General features: G+C 63.0%; 12 protein-coding genes and 3 pseudogenes. 7 read left to right on the top strand and 8 right to left on the bottom strand.

Annotated features, from left to right (window positions below):
- Positions 1–8: 8 nt before the first annotated feature.
- The 3 genes from ACS4RS_RS22850 (at position 9) to ACS4RS_RS22840 (ending at position 3,472) form a co-directional block, all read left to right on the top strand.
- Positions 9–2,570: a GcvT family protein gene (locus ACS4RS_RS22850; RefSeq protein WP_439013557.1), complete on the top strand. Its 2,562-nt coding sequence runs from the start codon at positions 9–11 to the stop codon at positions 2,568–2,570.
- 146 nt (positions 2,571–2,716) lie between these two features.
- Positions 2,717–3,073: a type II toxin-antitoxin system RelE/ParE family toxin gene (locus tag ACS4RS_RS22845; protein WP_439013556.1), complete on the top strand. Its 357-nt coding sequence runs from the start codon at positions 2,717–2,719 to the stop codon at positions 3,071–3,073.
- A gap of 60 nt (positions 3,074–3,133) precedes the next feature.
- Positions 3,134–3,472: an XRE family transcriptional regulator gene (locus ACS4RS_RS22840; RefSeq protein WP_439013555.1), complete on the top strand. Its 339-nt coding sequence runs from the start codon at positions 3,134–3,136 to the stop codon at positions 3,470–3,472.
- An 86-nt stretch (positions 3,473–3,558) separates the two neighbouring features.
- On the opposite strand, the pseudogene ACS4RS_RS22835 reads toward ACS4RS_RS22840, so the two are convergent.
- Positions 3,559–4,288, bottom strand: a pseudogene (locus ACS4RS_RS22835) (phosphatase PAP2 family protein).
- Positions 4,289–4,446: 158 nt separating this feature from the next.
- Here ACS4RS_RS22835 and ACS4RS_RS22830 point away from each other — a divergent pair.
- On the top strand, positions 4,447–4,989 hold the full coding sequence (locus tag ACS4RS_RS22830; protein ID WP_439013554.1) for a hypothetical protein: 543 nt from the start codon (positions 4,447–4,449) through the stop codon (positions 4,987–4,989).
- A gap of 29 nt (positions 4,990–5,018) precedes the next feature.
- Here the strand turns inward: ACS4RS_RS22830 and ACS4RS_RS22825 are convergent.
- From ACS4RS_RS22825 to ACS4RS_RS22805, 5 genes and pseudogenes are all read right to left on the bottom strand, one after another.
- Positions 5,019–6,510, bottom strand: a pseudogene (locus tag ACS4RS_RS22825) (HAL/PAL/TAL family ammonia-lyase).
- The gene (locus ACS4RS_RS22820) at positions 6,507–7,283 is read right to left on the bottom strand and encodes an ATP-binding cassette domain-containing protein (RefSeq protein WP_439013552.1); all 777 of its coding nucleotides are present in this window, start codon (positions 7,281–7,283) and stop codon (positions 6,507–6,509) included. Before ACS4RS_RS22820 ends, ACS4RS_RS22825 begins: the two are co-directional and overlap by 4 nt.
- A 25-nt stretch (positions 7,284–7,308) precedes the next feature.
- Complete coding sequence (locus tag ACS4RS_RS22815; protein WP_439013551.1) at positions 7,309–8,013, bottom strand: ABC transporter permease subunit; 705 nt, start codon at positions 8,011–8,013, stop codon at positions 7,309–7,311.
- Positions 8,014–8,023: 10 nt separating this feature from the next.
- Complete coding sequence (locus ACS4RS_RS22810) at positions 8,024–8,749, bottom strand: ABC transporter permease subunit (protein ID WP_439013550.1); 726 nt, start codon at positions 8,747–8,749, stop codon at positions 8,024–8,026.
- Positions 8,750–8,854: 105 nt separating this feature from the next.
- Complete coding sequence (locus ACS4RS_RS22805; protein ID WP_439013549.1) at positions 8,855–9,697, bottom strand: transporter substrate-binding domain-containing protein; 843 nt, start codon at positions 9,695–9,697, stop codon at positions 8,855–8,857.
- Between the two features lie 194 nt (positions 9,698–9,891).
- Here ACS4RS_RS22805 and hutC (ACS4RS_RS22800) point away from each other — a divergent pair, with 194 nt between their 5' ends.
- Positions 9,892–10,647 carry a histidine utilization repressor gene (gene hutC, locus ACS4RS_RS22800; protein WP_439013548.1) on the top strand — a complete coding sequence of 252 codons (756 nt, stop codon included), beginning with the start codon at positions 9,892–9,894 and terminating at the stop codon, positions 10,645–10,647.
- A gap of 32 nt (positions 10,648–10,679) precedes the next feature.
- On the opposite strand, the gene hutC (ACS4RS_RS22795) is transcribed toward hutC (ACS4RS_RS22800), so the two are convergent.
- Both hutC (ACS4RS_RS22795) and ACS4RS_RS22790 read right to left on the bottom strand, forming a co-directional pair.
- Positions 10,680–11,402, bottom strand: a complete 723-nt coding sequence (gene hutC, locus ACS4RS_RS22795; protein WP_439013547.1) for a histidine utilization repressor — start codon at positions 11,400–11,402, stop codon at positions 10,680–10,682.
- Positions 11,403–11,575: 173 nt separating this feature from the next.
- Positions 11,576–12,922, bottom strand: coding sequence for a formimidoylglutamate deiminase (locus ACS4RS_RS22790; protein ID WP_449314028.1), 1,347 nt, complete (start codon positions 12,920–12,922; stop codon positions 11,576–11,578).
- Between the two features lie 121 nt (positions 12,923–13,043).
- On the opposite strand from ACS4RS_RS22790, the gene hutI reads away from it, so the two are divergent.
- A complete protein-coding gene (hutI, locus tag ACS4RS_RS22785; protein WP_439013546.1) occupies positions 13,044–14,306 on the top strand; it encodes an imidazolonepropionase in 1,263 nt (420 codons plus the stop codon).
- A pseudogene (hutH, locus tag ACS4RS_RS22780) lies at positions 14,303–15,835 on the top strand (histidine ammonia-lyase); the annotation flags it as partial. The gene hutI and the pseudogene hutH, both read left to right, overlap by 4 nt.
- Positions 15,836–15,842 lie beyond the last annotated feature (7 nt).

Below are 15,842 nucleotides of genomic sequence, written 5' to 3'. Positions count from 1 at the left end.
AACAGCACGTGGCAGCATTTCCGGAAAAGGCAAAGGTCGTCATCATCGGCCTCGGCGGTATCGTCGGCGCCTCCATCGCGCATCATCTCGTCGAGCGCGGATGGGACGATATTGTCGGCATCGACAAGTCGGGCATCCCGACCGATATCGGCTCGACAGCCCATGCCTCGGACTTCTGTTACACCACGAGCCACGACTATCTTTCGGTCTGGACGACGCAATATTCGATCGATTTCTACGAGAAGATGGGCCACTACGCCCGCATCGGCGGCCTCGAAGTGGCGCGCACCGGCGACGATGCCTGGATGGAAGAGATCAAGCGCAAGCTCTCCTCGGCCCGCGCCTTCGGCACGCGCGCCCATTATGTCAGCCCGTCCGAGATCAAGGAGAAGTTCCCGCTGATCGAGGAAGATCAGGTGATGGGCGGCCTTTACGATCCGGATGCCGGCCTCGTCATTCCGCGCTCGCAGACCGTTGCCGGCAAGCTGGTCGATGCCGCCGAAAAGGCCGGCAAGCTGCAGGTGTTCGGCAACACGCCGGCCAAGTCGCTGATCGTCGAAGGCGGCCGCATCAGGGGCGTCGTCACCCATCGCGGCACGATCATGGCCGACCACGTCATTGTCTGCGCCGGCCTTTGGGGGCGCTTGATCGCCGAGATGGTCGGCGAAGACCTGCCGGTCATGCCCGTCGATCACCCGCTCACCTTCTTCGGTCCCTATAATGAGTTCGAAGGCACCGGCAAGGAAATCGGCTTCCCGCTGCTGCGCGACCAGGGCAACTCCGCCTATATGCGCGATACCGGCGACCCGGCGACGACCGAGGGCGGCCAGATCGAGTGGGGCTATTACGAAGCCAACAATCCGCGCATGTGCCATCCGCGCGATCTTCTCGAAAAACACGAAGCCCGCCTTTCGCCGTCGCAGCGTGACCTCGAGATGGAGCAGATCATCGAGCCGCTCGAGCGCGCCATGGAACTGACGCCGATCCTCGGCGAACTCGGCTATAACGAGGGTCACTCCTTCAACGGCCTGCTGCAGGTCTCCGCCGGCGGCGGTGCATCTTGCGGCGAAAGCCAGAAGGTCAGAGGGCTCTGGTATTGCGTTGCCATCTGGGTCAAGGACGGCCCGGGCTACGGCAAGCTGATCGCCGACTGGATGACCGATGGCCGCACTGAAATCGATCACAACAGCATCGATTATGCCCGCTTCTATCCGCATCAGTTGACGGAAGAGTTCATCGAGGGCCGCTGCTACGAAGCCGCCCAGAAGATCTATTTCCCGGCTGTTCACACCCGGGAACCCTATGTATCCGGCCGCAACGCCAAGCGCTCGCCCTTCTACGAGCGCGAAAAGGAGCTGGGCGGTTACTTCATGGAACTCGGCGGCTGGGAGCGAGCGCACGGCTACGCCGCCAACGAGCACCTTCTGGAAAAATACGCCGACCGCGTCCCGGTGCGCGAGAACGAATGGGACAGCCGCCATTTCTGGCGCGTGTCGAATGCCGAGCATCTGGCGATGAGCGAGGATTGCGGCATCGTCAATCTCAGCCACTTCCACATGGTCGATATCGAGGGACCTGACCATGTCGAGTTGATGGAATGGCTGTGCGCCGCCAAGATCGGCGGCGATGCCAACATCGGCAAGGGCGTTTACACCCACTTCCTCGACGACGAAGGCATGGTCCGCGCCGACTTCACCGTTTTCCGCATGGCCGACCGCTGCCGTCTCGTCAACGGCGCCGATGCCGGTCCGCGCGACCTGCACTATATGAAGCGCGTTGCCCAGGACCGCGGCCTCGACGTCACCATCACCGACGTCTCTGAAAAATTCGTGACGATCGGCATCTGGGGTCCGAACGCACGCGACACGCTGAAGAAGGCTGTCGCCGATCCGGCCGGGCTCGACCAGGAAAACTTCGCCTTTGCGGCGATCAAGCCGATCGAAATCGCCGGCAAGCCGGTCACCGCTTTCCGCATCTCCTATGTCGGCGAGCAGGGCTGGGAACTGCACATGAAGTATGAAGACGGCCTGGCCGTCTGGGATGCGCTGCGCGCGACCGGCGTGATGGCCTTCGGCGTCGAGACCTATGCAAACTCGCGCCGCATGGAAAAGAGCCTGCGCCTGCAGAACGCCGACCTGCTCACCCAGTACAACCTGATCGAAGCCGATCTCGCCCGTCCAAAGGTCAAGGAAGCCGATTTCCGCGGCAAGGCGAAACATCTGGAATACAAGGCGCGTGAGCACCAGCCAGCCATGCTCTGCACGCTTGTGATGACCGAGAATACCGACAAATCGGGCGTGAAGCGCTATCCCCTCGGCAACCTGCCGGTCGTCGACCCCGCCACCGGAGAAGTCCTGGTCGACGAGCTCGGCCGCCGCTCCTACACGACCTCGATCGCCTATGGCCCGACGGTCGGAAAGAACATTGCTCTGGCCTATCTGCCCTGGTCGCATTGCCAGGTCGGGCGCAAGCTGAATGTCGAGTACTTTGCCGAGACTTATCCGGTGGAAGTGGTCGGCGTCGGCTACAAGCCGATCTACGACCCGGAAAACCTGAAGCCCCGCACGTAACGCATCGGCCCGAAATCGGAATCGATTTTCGGAAAACACGATGCGGGATTGAAAGCGTTACGGCGCCGCGCGTTTAAAAGATGCCCGGCGCCGTAAGTGCTTAAGCGATAGCTCCCACACTGAATGTCCTGCCATGAAATACCAGCTTGACAAATTATGAGTCTTTACTCATAATGTGTTTAGATGGAAAGCTTACCCCGCTCCTACCGGAGCGCTCCTTTGATAGCGTCGGCCGCAAAGACTATGCGGATTTTCCTCCCAAAGTGCAGGAAGCTTTTGGCTTTGAGCTGTTTCTCGCACAGACGGGGCAACACCCTCCATCGGCAAAGATGCTCAAGGGGCTCGGCAATGGTATCGTGGAGCTGGTCGAAGACCACGACAGCGATACCTACCGCGCCGTTTACACCACCCGTTTTGATACGGCCGTCTACGTGCTGCATTGCTTCAAAAAGCAAATCCAAGCGCGGCATCAAAACACCCCAGAGCGATATCGAGCTGATTAAACGCCGTTTCCGTGATGCGGAAGCCGATTATGCAGCGAAACAAAATGAGGAGCGCAAGCGATGAAAACCGAACATGTCGAGGTTCATGCCGGCAACCCCAACATCTTTGAGGAGCTGGGGCTACCGGACGCCGAAAACCACTTCCTGAAAGCGCAGATTGCGGCAGCCCTGCGCCGCCTCGTCAACGAGCGCAAACTCAACCAGGCGAAGGCCGGAACCCTCATGGGTATTACTCAGCCGGAAGTGTCCCGCCTCTTCCGGGGCCATTTCCGGGAGTACTCCGTTGAGCGCCTCATGAGCTTCCTGACAGCTTTCAACCAAGACGTTGAAATTCTCGTAAGGCCTCATGCCAAGGCCGGAGAAGCCGGCAACATAACCTTCAATGCCGTCATGGCCTAACGAGATCGGCCCGGCCGAGATACCCATTATCCGTTGGCAGGCGGCGCCGAGCTCGCCAGCCAGCTGCGTAGAATGTGGAAGCGCTACTAGCCGTCGCCGTTTTCGGCGGCAGCGTCAGGGGCGCGGCTCGGAATGAACCGTTTCGAGATCAGCCAGCAGCCGAGCGCCCAGACCGCCCCGGCGCACCATCCGGCGAAGACATCCGTTGGGTAATGGACGCCGAGATAGATCCGGCTGAGGCCGATGATGACGGCCAGGAAGACACCGGCGAACATGACGAAGATTCTGCGTCGACCGATAACGCTGCGTCCGCGCCAGCAGTGCCCCGAGCGTCAGATAGGTCACGGCCGAGACCATCGCGTGGCCGGAGGGAAAGCTGAGATCGCTGACCTCGACCAGATGCGGGACGATGTCTGGGCGCGGCCGCGCGACGAGGATCTTCAAGATGGTGCTCGCTAGCCAGCCGGTCAGCACCGATGAGAAAATGAACAGCGCAATCGGCCAGCGCCGGTCGAGCAAGAGATAGACGGTGATGAGGATCGTCATCAGCGAGAGGACAGTGATGCCGCCGAGACTGGTGATATCGCCGACGGCATGCGTCAGCCAGCCAGGCCCGATCGGCACGCCAAGCTCACCCGGCCGTCGCAGCGCCAGCAGGATCGCCTCGTCGAAACGGAAGGTCTCGCCTTCGAGAACCTCGCTCGTCAGTCGCTGCAGCAAGAACAGCCCGCCGGCGACCGATGCCAGCATGATCAGCGTCAGCGGCTCATAGGTGGTGAGCCTCGCCAAAAATCCGCGTCGTTGAACCTCGCTCATGCCAGCCGTCACGCTCCTTCATTTCATGTCGATCTACGCCAGATCGGCAAGGTGAGCCGCAAATTCAAGCCCTTGTGGCATTCGGAGCCAGCCGGTAGCAAAAGCTCAACCTTCTTTTGTTATGGCTGGAGCCGATTGTCCTGGAGATGGTTTCGGCGATGAAAATTCTGACAGCGATGGTTCTGATGGCGGCCGCCCTGCAGCCGGTCGCTGCCCTCGGCGAGACCGAATGGATGGGCGGCGCAAGGCAATGGTCGGTCGGTTTCTCAAGCGAGCGCCCTGCCTATTGCCGGCTGCTCTGGAACAGCGAGCTCGGCAAGACCATGGAATTCCGCCAGAGCGCCACCGAAACCTTCTGGCTGGTCACCAAGGACAGCTGGGACATTCCGGCCGGCACCACCACCGAGGTGACGCTGACCGATCGTTCGATGACGAAAGTCGTCGCCGCCGAATTCTTCGACAAGACCACGCTTCGTCTCTGGCCGCCGGCCAGCAAAGGAAGCGGCGGCCTGAAGAAGATTATCAAGAACGCCTTTGCCGGAACCCCTGACGTACAGCTGACCTTTGCCGGTGACGAAGGCGACTGGACGCTGCCGTTGTCGCGGGTGGATCAGCTCTACCCGACGTATCGTGACTGCCTCAAACGGCTCGAGGCCGGCGAAAAACCCAAGCAGGATTCGGCCACCAGCAAGCCGTTCTGAGAATTTTCTGGTTCACACGACTTTCTGGTTCAGACGATTGCCGGCGGCACCGTCTCGCGGATCAGGCTGCGCACGGCCTCGATATCGCCGTTGAGCGGCCGCTCGTCGCCATAATGGGAAATACGCTCCCGCACCGCCTGATAGACGAGATCCGTACCTGGCGCCCGCGGCGCGGTCGCCACCAGGAAATCATGCGCCTGGGCCCCCGCCATTAGCTCGATCGCCAGGATATATTCCGCATTGTCGATGACGGCGAGCAGCTTGCCGGCGGCGGCTGTCGGATGCGCAAGGAAATCCTCCTGCAGACCGGAGGTCAGGCCGCCATCCATGGCTGCGGGTGCGGCGAGCCGGCGGTTCTCGTTGCTGAGGGCTGCCGCGGTATATTGGGCGATCATGAAGCCGGAATGGCTGCCGGGGTCACTCGCCAGAAAGGGCGGCAGGCCGCTTACCAGCGGATTGACGAGGCGATCCATGCGCCTTTCGCTGATCGCGCCGATCTGCGCCAACGCAATCGCAAGACTGTCGGCTGCCTGCCCGAGTGCCGGGGCGACGGCATGGGCCTCGGAGGAAACGATCGGCTGTTCCGGCGTGCCTGACACAGCCGGATTGTCCGTGACCGAGGCAAGTTCCTGATCGGCGATGCGGGCGGAATTGTCGAAGACATCGCGGGCGGCGCCATGGGCATGCGGCACCGAGCGAAGGCTCAGCGCATCCTGGGTGCGCCGGCCGAAGGCTGCAGCGACAAGCCCGCTGCCCCGAAGCCTAGCGCGCAAGGTGGCTCCGACCTTTTCGATTCCCGCAGACGGGCGCAGCGCCAGCACCGCCTCGTCGAAGGCGGCGATCTGGCAGCCTGCCGCCTCCAGCGTCAGCGCCGCGATGGCATCGGCCCAGTCGAGCAGCCGTTCGGCGCGCAACAGCGCGACAGCTGTCAGGCCGGTGGCGCAGGCGGTGCCGTTGACGAGGCTCAAGCCCTCCTTGGCGCCGAGCACCAACGGTTCGAGGCCGATCGCGGCAAGCGCCTCGCGGCCGCTCAAGCGCCGGCCGGCCAGTGTCGCGCTGCCTTCGCCGATCAGAACCAGCGCGGTATGGGCATTGTGGGTGAGATAACCAGCCGAGCCCTTCGACGGCACGTCGGGAATGCAGTCATGCTCCAGCAGGGCCGTAAGATGCTCGACGATCTCGCGCCGCACGCCGGAATGGCCGTGGGCAAAATTGGCGATCTGGGCGGCGATGATGGCGCGCACCTCGCGCCACGAGCAGCGGCCCGACGCCGCAGGCGTGGCTGAGCACGATGCTGCGTGACAACAGGCTCTGCGAGGCCCGATCGACGACCGTATCGGCCAGCGCCCCGACGCCTGTGTTGATGCCATAGGCGCGAACGCCGGTTTCGACGATGCGCGCAACGATGCGGCTTGCCTGCTCGACCCGCGCCCAGGCGGCCGGCGACAGCGACAGCGCCTCCCCTGCCCCGACGCGCGCGACATCGCGCCAGGTCAGTACGGTCTCGATAGTGATCGTCATTGACCGCTTCCGAAATGGCCGATGAACTGGCGGAAGGCGGGTGTGGCGCCGCCGGCGAACATGTCGTCGGGCTTGCCGCTGCTTTCGACCAGCCCTTCGCGCATGAAGACGACGCGATTGGAGACGTTGCGGGCAAAGCTCATCTCATGGGTGACGACGAGCATGGTCATGCCTTCTTCGGCAAGCGCGCGCATGACGCGCAACACCTCGCCGACGAGTTCCGGATCGAGTGCCGAGGTCGGCTCGTCGAACAGCATCACCTTCGGCTTCATCGCCAAAGCGCGGGCGATTGCGGCGCGCTGCTGCTGGCCGCCGGAGAGATGGGCGGGATAGGCATGGCGTTTATCGGCTATACCAACCTTTTCGAGCAGCGCTTCAGCCTCGGCGATGCAGTCGGCGCGCGGGCGCTTCAGCACATGGATCGGGCCCTCGATGACGTTCTGCAGGATCGTCATATGGGACCAGAGATTGAAGGACTGGAACACCATGCCAAGTTCGGAGCGGATATGGTCCACCTGCTTCTGGCTCGCCGGTTTGCTGCGCCCGTTCTTGTGCACCATCTCGATGTGCTCGCCATCGACCCAGATCTCGCCGTCGCTTGCGGTTTCGAGCATGTTGATGCAGCGCAGAAAGGTGGATTTGCCGGAACCGGAGGCGCCAAGCAGCGAAATCACATCGCCGTCCTCGGCATCGAGGGAAATGCCGCGCAGGACCTCGTGTGTGCCGAAGCTCTTGCGGATATTGCGGACCGAAAGTCGGGTAACGCCTGGCATGATTGCTCCAATCTTCAAAAACCGCTTACGCCTTCAGCGGCTGCGGGGCCGCGCGGCGGTGTCGGGATAGCGAATATTCGAGCAGGGCCATGCCCTGCAGGATGATGAAGTTCAAAACGAGATAGATGATCGCCGCACAGAGGAAGACTTCCATCGTGCGGTAGGTCTGCGCGATCAGCCGCTGGGCGACACCAGTCACCTCCCAGACGGTGACGAGGCTTGCGAGCGCCGTCGATTTCATCATCAGCACGATCTCGGTGGAATAGGCCGGCAGCGCATGGCGGAAGGCGATCGGCGCCAGGATGCGGCGCACCAGCAGGAAGCCGGACATGCCGATCGAGCGCGCCGCCTCGATCTCTTTCGGCGAAACCGCGCGAATGCCGCCGCGGAAAATCTCCGCCGTGTAGCCGGCGGTGCAGAGCGCCAGCGACAGCACGGCACAGACCATCGGCTCGCGCAGGAAGGGCCAGAGGAAGGAATAGCGGATGACGCCGAACTGGCCGAGGCCGTAGAACACCAGGAACATCTGGATCAACAGCGGCGAGCCGCGGAAGACGAAGATGTAGCCCTTGGCGAAACCGGACAGCACGCGGTTGCCGCTCACCCGCATCGAGACGATGACCAGCGCCAGCAGGCCGCCGAAGAAGATCGACAGCGAAAACAGGATCAGCGTCGTCGGCACGGCCTTGAGCAGGGTGACCATGGTTGACGCAAGAAAGGTGAAATCCATCGTCGCCTCCTTACGCCTGGCCCATGGCGGATGCCGGCATGCTGCGGTTGGCGCGGCGCTCCGCACCGTTGAAGATGCGGTCGGAAAGGCTGGTCAAGATCAGATAGAGGCAGCCGCCTGCGATGAAGAACAGGAAATATTGCCGGGTCGAACCCGCCGCCACCTGGCTGGTGCGCATCAGTTCGGCAAGGCCGGTGACCGAGATCAGCGCCGAATCCTTGAGGCTGAGCTGCCAGACATTGCCGAGGCCGGGAATGGCCAGCCGCAGCACCTGCGGCATGATGATGCGGCGAAAGCGCATGGCGCGATTCATGCCGATTGCCGAGGCCGCTTCGAGCTCACCCTTGGAGATGGCGAGGAAGGCGCCGCGGAACACCTCAGCCTGATAGGAGCCGGAAATGATGCCGACGGCAAGCGCGCCGGCGGCAAAGGAGGGCAGGCCGAGAAAACCCTCGTAACCCATTGCCTTGCCGATTGAGGTGACGGCCGAGGAGCCGCCGAAATAGATGAGATAGATGATCAGCAGTTCCGGCACGCCGCGAAACACCGTCGTATAGACGTTGCCGAGCGCCACGAGAATGGGATTGCCGGAGAGCTTCGCCCCCGCGACGATCGCGCCGAGCACCGCGCCGATCGCCAGCGCCGTCGCGGTGACGGCCAGCGTCGTCAAGGTGGCGAGAATGAGCAGCGCGCCCCATCCCGTCGAGCCGAAGCCAAGCAGTTCCAAACTTGCCATATCGTCCGTTCCCCGTCCGTGGCAGTGTTTTATGGATCGAGAATAACACGCGGTCCCCGGCGACAAAGCGGGGGACCGGCGCCTGCGGCCAAAAGGCCGAAGCGCTTACTGCTGCGGGCTGACGTCGACCTGGAACCACTTCATCGAGAGGTTCTTGACGGTGCCGTCGGCGAGTGCGGACTTGATCGCCTCGCTGAACTTGTCGCGCAGATCGGTATCGGCCTTGCGGACGCCGAGGCCTTCGCCCTCGCCCCAGATCGAGCCGACGATCTCCGGGCCGGTGAAGTCGAGCGCGCCGTTGGCACTCTTGAAGGCATTGGCGAAATAGACGGCGTCGTCGAAGCCGAGGTCGATGCGGCCGTTCTGCAGGTCGAGGTCGCGGTCGGCGCCGGTCTTGTATTCGCGGATCTCGGCAATATCGCCGAAATTGTCATAGACGAACTTGGCGTAGACGGTAGCCGCCTGGATGCCGATCGTCTTGCCCTTGAAGGCTTCCTTCAGCGCATCGATCTCCTTCACGCCGGTCTGGCCGGGCGTCATCTTGATCGTGGCGCCGGTGCCGGCGGCTTTCGCCAGCGGGCTGTCCTTGGCGGTGGCGAAGGCGGCGGGCGTCGCGGCATAGGGAATTGTGAAATCGATCACCTGCTTGCGCTCTTCGGTGATCGACAGCGCGTCCATGATGACATCAAACTTGCCGGCGTTGAGCGCCGGGATCATGCCGTCCCAATCGGAAGCAACCAGCGTGCATTCGATCTTGGCGCGTTCGCACAGCACCTTGGCAAGCTCCGGCTCGAAGCCGCCGAGCGTGCCGTCGGCATTGGTGAGGTTCCACGGCGCATAGGCGCCCTCGAGCGTGATGGTCGCCTTCGTCCAGTCCTTGGCGAAAGCGGGCGCTGCGAAGGCGGAAAGAGCGGCGACGCCGCAAAACAGGATTGTGCTGAATTTCATTGATGAATTCTCCTCTGGAGTTGAAACAGACCTTGCGGCACCACGCCGATCTTCGCCGGCTTGCCCTTTCTATCCTATTTTTGCGTCCAGGACCGATTGGGAGGTTGTATATGGTACCATATGAGATATTTTGTGATATGCAAGAGGAAAGTCGGTTTATGCGGCGAATTCCATTCGTGCAAAAGGAATAGGCAATGAAGCGTTCCGGCGAGATGAAGCGCGAGCTGGCGGAAAATGATAGCACGCCGCTTTATGCCGGCGTCAAGCAGGTGATCCTCGATCGCATCCACAGCGGCGAATGGCCGCCGAAATACCGCGTGCCGTCGGAAAACGAGCTGGTCGTCGAGCTCGGCGTCAGCAAGATGACCGCCAATCGGGCGCTGCGCGAACTTGCCAATGAAGGCGAACTCGTCCGCATTCAGGGCGTCGGCTCCTTCGTTGCCGAACGCAAGGGCTATTCGGCGCTGTTCGAGGTGCGCAACATCGCCGAGGAAATCGCCGAACGCGGCCATGTCCATGAGGCTTCCGTCGTCGTCCTCGCCCAGGAAACGGCCTCTCCCGAGATCGCCGACGCACTCGAACTTGCGATCGGCGCGGCTGTCTTCCACTCGCTGATCGTGCACAGCGAAAACGGCGTTCCGGTGCAGATCGAGGACCGTTTCGTCCATCCGGAGGCCGCTCCCGAATATCTCGCCCAGGATTTCACCACCTTGACGCCGAACGCCTATCTGACGGCGGCGGCCCCGCTCAGCGGCTCCGAACACGTCGTCGAGGCGGCGATGCCGCAGGCCTGGGAATGCAAGCTGCTGACTATCCTGAAGACCGAACCCTGCCTGACGATCCGCCGGCGCACATGGTCGGCAAAACAGGTGGTCTCGACCGCCCGCCTCGTCTATCCCGGCTATCGCTACCGGCTGGAAGCACGCAGCGGCAAGATGTTCGAGGAATGAAAACAGTCGCCATGTTGTATATGGAACATGGCTTACTGTGAGGCCGGCGTGAAACGCGCCACCAGGGCGTGACGATCGCCGGGATAGGTGAAGCGCACATGGGTCACCGGGCCGGCGCTGCTCCAGGTGCGGCGTTCGACGACGAGGCAAGCGGTGTTGCGGGCGATATCAAGCGCGGCGGCCACCTCGGCATTGGCGGAGACGGCGTGGATCCGGTGTTCGGCCGTGCTCCACGGCACCTGATTGAGCAGCCAGGGCCCCGGCGCCACCATCCGAAAATCGGCATCGGCAGCCTCAGGCACGGTCGCAAGGCTGATCAGCCGCTCCTCCAGGCAGAAGGGCCGCGTGCCGGCATTGTGGATGCAGACGACCTCGACGACCGAGGAAGCCACGGGCAGCTCCAGCCGGCGGCTGTCTTCGGCCTTGGCCTTGCGGCTCGCCGTCTTCGAAACCGCGTAGGAATAAGGCAGGTTCAGCGACTGCACCTCGGCCTTGATATCGTGGATTTCGAGAACGGCCGATTGCGCCTGCGGCTGGGTGACGAAGCTGCCGGATTTCTTGCGGCGCTCGATGAGACCGGCCTTGGCGAGCTGGGTCAGCACCTTGTTCACCGTCATGCGCGAGACGTCATACTGCGTGGCGAGATCCACTTCGAAGGGAATACGATGCCCCGGCGGCCATTCGCCCGAGACGATACGGCCCTCGATCTCGCCGAGGATGCGCTGGTGCAAGGTGGGATCCCTGCTTTGGTTCATCGTCACGTTCCCATTGATCTCCCGCTCTAGAACAGGATGATTTTAGGCCCGGTAGGCCTAAAATCTGAATCCTGTTCTAAATTAAAGAGTTAGTGCATGATGTCTTGAGAAAACCGCTCACACTTTTCGGCATCATGCTCTAAATCGAATGCCCGCTCATGAAAAGCGCTTTTTCAGCCGGCCAGCAATTCGCCCATCGCGGCGAGGAAACGCCGGTCGATGGCTTCGCGCCTGACATGACGCCCGCCCGCCACCTGCTTGCGGCCGCGTGCCCAGACGCAATCGACGGAAATGCCGCCGGCAAACAGCCAGTGATCGAGAATTTGGTCGCCGGAGAGATAAGGGACGGCTGAGGTATCGAGCGAAAGGAGATCGGCGTAACGACCCTCGGCAAGACCGGCCGGCGTCTTCAGTGCGGCACCGCCGCCGGCAAGGGCGTGTGTGAACAGGCAAAGCGCCGTCGAACCGCCGGCTGCTGCGACGACGTTGCGGGCACGCAGCGCCAGGCGCTGCGAATATTCGAGCTGGCGCAGTTCCTCCGGCACGGAGATCAGCACGTTGGAATCCGAGCCGATGCCGTAACGGCCGCCCTCTTCTAGGAAAAGCGGCGCGGCAAAGGCGCCGTCGCCGAGATTGGCCTCGGTGATCGGGCAGAGGCCGGCAATCGCGCCGCTCTTTGCCATCCGTCGCGTCTCGTCCTCGGTCATATGCGTCGCATGGATCAGGCACCAGCGCTCATCCACAGGCATATGATCGAGCAGCCATTCCACCGGCCGCGCGCCCGACCAGGCGACGCAGTCCTCGACCTCCTTCACCTGCTCGGCGACATGCATATGGATCGGGCCGTCGCCCGCCAGCGGCACCAGCTTCGCCAATTCCTCGGGCGTTGCGGCGCGCAGGCTGTGTGGCGCAAGCCCGAGTTCGGCGCCGTCGAGCCGGCCGGTCACCCCCCTGCATCCCTCCATCAGCCTCTCGAAGCTTTCGAGCGAATTGATGAAGCGCCGCTGACCGTCGATCGGCTGAGCGCCGCCGAAGCCGGAATGGGCATAGAAGACCGGAAGCAGGGTCAGGCCGATGCCGGTCTCCTCGCTTGCGGCACCGATGCGTTCGGCAAGCTCGGCGATATTGGCATAAGCGCCGCCATCCCTGTCGTGATGGAGATAGTGGAACTCGCCGACACGGGAAAAGCCCGCCTCCAGCATCTCCGCATAAAGCTTGGCCGCCACCGCCTCGACATGTTCAGGCGTCATCGCCAAAGCGAACTTGTACATGACCGTGCGCCAGCTCCAGAAGCTGTCGTTTGCCGGGCCGCGCACTTCGGCAAGACCGGCCATCGCCCGCTGGAAGGCATGGCTGTGCAGGTTGCCCATGGCCGGAACGATCAGAGCATGGCGTTCATCACCGGGCGCGGCAGAAACGCCGGCCTCGATCCGGGCGATGCGTCCGGCTTCGAGCGTCAGCCGCACGTCCTTCTGCCAGCCTTGCGGCGTCAGAGCCGCGCTTGCGTGAAGTATGGTCATGGCCTTTTTCTCCTCCTGCCGCGCCGCCGATCTTTCTTTTCCAGAAGAGCGCGCAAAATTTCTCTTGTCACCTGCTTATTATGTATATACATGTTTTGGCATAAGGAAAGGCGCAAAGCTGATGACCGGGAACAATTTTTCAGAGGAAACCCCATCCGCCGAGGTCAGGCCGGCGCTGTGGCGCAATGCGCGCCTGGCGACGCTCGCGCCCGATAAAGCGGGCCTCGGCATCGTCGAAAAGGGCGCCATTCTGATCGAAAACGGCCGCATCGCCTTTGCCGGCGCCGAAAGCGAGCTGCCGGCATCGGCCATCGAACATTCCGAGATTATCGACCTCGAAGGCCGCTGGGTAACGCCGGGCCTGGTCGACTGCCACACTCATATCGTTCACGGCGGCAATCGCGCCCGCGAATTCGAGATGCGTCTTGAAGGCGCGACCTATGAAGAGATCGCGCGGGCCGGCGGCGGCATCGTCTCCTCCGTTCAGGCGACCAATGCGCTGTCGGTGGAGGAACTCGTCGCCGCGGCGCTGCCGCGGCTCGATACGCTGCTTGCCGAAGGCGTAACCACGGTCGAGATCAAATCCGGCTATGGCCTCAACCGAAGCGGCGAAGTGAAGATGCTGCAGAGCGCCCGCCTGCTCGGCCATGTCAGGCCGGTCCGCGTCGCCACCAGCTATCTCGGCGCCCATGCGACGCCTGTCGAATATAAGGGCCGCAACGGCGACTATCTCGACGATGTCGTTCTGCCCGGCCTCGACGACATGTATAATCTCGGCCTTGCCGATGCCGTCGACGGCTTCTGCGAAGGCATCGCCTTTTCGACAGCCGAGATCGCCCGCGTCTTCGAAAAGGCCAAGGCGCTCGGCCTGCCGGTCAAGCTGCATGCCGAGCAGCTCTCCAATCTCGGCGGCGCCAAGCTGGCGGCCGCATATGGGGCGCTGTCCGCCGACCATCTGGAATATCTCGACGAGGAAGGTGTTGCCGCGATGGCCACGGCCGGCACCGTCGCCGTGCTCCTGCCCGGCGCCTTCTACGCCATCCATGAAAAGCAGAAGCCGCCGGTGGAGGCGCTGCGCCGGGCCGGCGTGCCGATCGCGATCGCCACCGACTGCAATCCGGGCACTTCGCCGCTCACCTCGATGCTGCTCACCATGAACATGTCGGCGACGCTTTTCGGCCTCACCGTCGAGGAATGCATCGCCGGCGCCACCCGCGAAGGCGCTCGAGCGCTCGGTCTCCTCGACGAGACAGGAACGCTCGAAGCCGGCAAATCCGCCGATCTCGCCGTCTGGAATATCGAGAGCCTCGCCGAGCTCGTCTACCGCATCGGCTTCAACCCGCTTCACGCACGCGTCTTCAAGGGCGAAAGGAACGGTCGATGACCATTACGCTCCATCCGGGCTCCGTCTCGCTCAAGGACCTCGAGACCATCTATTGGACCGGTGCGCCGGCCAGGCTCGACCCTGCCTTCGATGCCGGCATCGCCAAGGCCGCCGCCCGCATCGCCGAGATCGCCGCCGGCAATGCGCCGGTTTACGGCATCAATACCGGCTTCGGCAAACTCGCCTCGATCAAGATCGACAGCGCCGACGTCGCAACGCTGCAGCGCAATCTCATCCTGTCGCATTGCTGCGGCATAGGCGCGCCCCTGCCGGAGAATATCGTCCGGCTGGTCATGGCGCTGAAGCTGGTCTCGCTCGGGCGCGGCGCCTCGGGCGTACGGCTGGAGCTGGTGCGGCTGATCGAAGGCATGCTGGCAAAGGGCGTCATTCCACTGATCCCGGAAAAGGGCTCGGTCGGCGCCTCCGGCGATCTTGCCCCGCTCGCCCATATGGCCGCCGTGATGATGGGCGAGGCCGAAGCCTTCTTCGCCGGCGAACGTCTGACTGGTGCCGAAGCCCTGGAAAGGGCCGGACTGAAGCCGGTCGTGCTTGCCGCCAAGGAAGGCCTGGCGCTGATCAACGGCACGCAGACCTCGACGGCGCTGGCGCTTGCCGGCCTCTTCCGCGCCCATCGGGCAGCACAGGCGGCTCTCATCACCGGCGCCATGTCTACCGATGCGGCGATGGGCTCGTCGGCGCCTTTCCATCCGGATATTCATACCCTGCGCGGCCACAAGGGCCAGATCGATACGGCGACTTCCCTTCGCGCCCTGCTCGAACAATCCGTCATCCGCCAGAGCCATATCGAGGGCGATGAGCGCGTGCAGGATCCTTACTGCATCCGCTGCCAGCCGCAGGTCGACGGCGCCTGCCTCGATCTCTTGCGCTCGGTCGCCCGTACCCTCGAAATCGAGGCCAATGCGGTCACCGACAATCCGCTGGTGCTCTCGGACAATTCCGTCGTTTCGGGCGGCAATTTCCACGCCGAACCCGTCGCCTTCGCCGCCGACCAGATCGCGCTTGCCGTCTGCGAGATCGGCGCGATCTCCCAGCGCCGCATCGCGCTGCTGGTCGACCCGGTGCTTTCCTACGGCCTGCCGGCCTTCCTCGCCAAGAAGCCGGGCCTGAACTCCGGCCTGATGATCGCCGAGGTCACCTCGGCGGCGCTGATGTCCGAGAACAAGCAGATGTCGCACCCGGCCTCGGTCGATTCGACCCCAACCTCCGCCAACCAGGAAGACCATGTCTCGATGGCCTGCCACGGCGCCCGCCGCCTGCTTGGCATGACCGAGAACCTGTTCGGCATCATCGGCATCGAGGCGCTGACCGCCGCTCAAGGCGTCGAGCTGCGCGCGCCGCTGTCGACCAGCCCGGAGCTTTTGAAGGCAATTGCCGCAATCCGCAGCAAGGTGCCGAGCCTCGACAGTGACCGCTATATGGCTGGCGACCTCGCCGCGGCGGCCGAACTGGTCGCGACGGGCACCCTGAACGCCGCCGTTTCGAATGGCATTCTCCCGGTTTTGGAGGGGTTGGGGA

The organism is Rhizobium sp. F40D2 (assembly GCF_051810745.2).
GTDB lineage: Bacteria > Pseudomonadota > Alphaproteobacteria > Rhizobiales > Rhizobiaceae > Rhizobium.
Note: the sequence above shows the minus strand (reverse complement) of the source record. Positions and strands in the feature narration are given on the sequence as shown.

What these genes read in the sequence shown, in the direction of transcription:
- ACS4RS_RS22805 (WP_439013549.1), bottom strand. Translation starts at nt 9,697, where the DNA reads ATGAAATTCAGCACAATCCTGTTTTGCGGCGTCGCCGCTCTTTCCGCC.
- ACS4RS_RS22815 (WP_439013551.1), bottom strand. Translation starts at nt 8,013, where the DNA reads ATGGATTTCACCTTTCTTGCGTCAACCATGGTCACCCTGCTCAAGGCC.
- ACS4RS_RS22810 (WP_439013550.1), bottom strand. Translation starts at nt 8,749, where the DNA reads ATGGCAAGTTTGGAACTGCTTGGCTTCGGCTCGACGGGATGGGGCGCG.
- ACS4RS_RS22790 (WP_449314028.1), bottom strand. Translation starts at nt 12,922, where the DNA reads ATGACCATACTTCACGCAAGCGCGGCTCTGACGCCGCAAGGCTGGCAG.
- hutC (WP_439013547.1), bottom strand. Translation starts at nt 11,402, where the DNA reads ATGAACCAAAGCAGGGATCCCACCTTGCACCAGCGCATCCTCGGCGAG.
- hutI (WP_439013546.1), top strand. Translation starts at nt 13,044, where the DNA reads ATGACCGGGAACAATTTTTCAGAGGAAACCCCATCCGCCGAGGTCAGG.
- ACS4RS_RS22820 (WP_439013552.1), bottom strand. Translation starts at nt 7,283, where the DNA reads ATGCCAGGCGTTACCCGACTTTCGGTCCGCAATATCCGCAAGAGCTTC.
- ACS4RS_RS22830 (WP_439013554.1), top strand. Translation starts at nt 4,447, where the DNA reads ATGAAAATTCTGACAGCGATGGTTCTGATGGCGGCCGCCCTGCAGCCG.
- hutC (WP_439013548.1), top strand. Translation starts at nt 9,892, where the DNA reads ATGAAGCGTTCCGGCGAGATGAAGCGCGAGCTGGCGGAAAATGATAGC.
- ACS4RS_RS22840 (WP_439013555.1), top strand. Translation starts at nt 3,134, where the DNA reads ATGAAAACCGAACATGTCGAGGTTCATGCCGGCAACCCCAACATCTTT.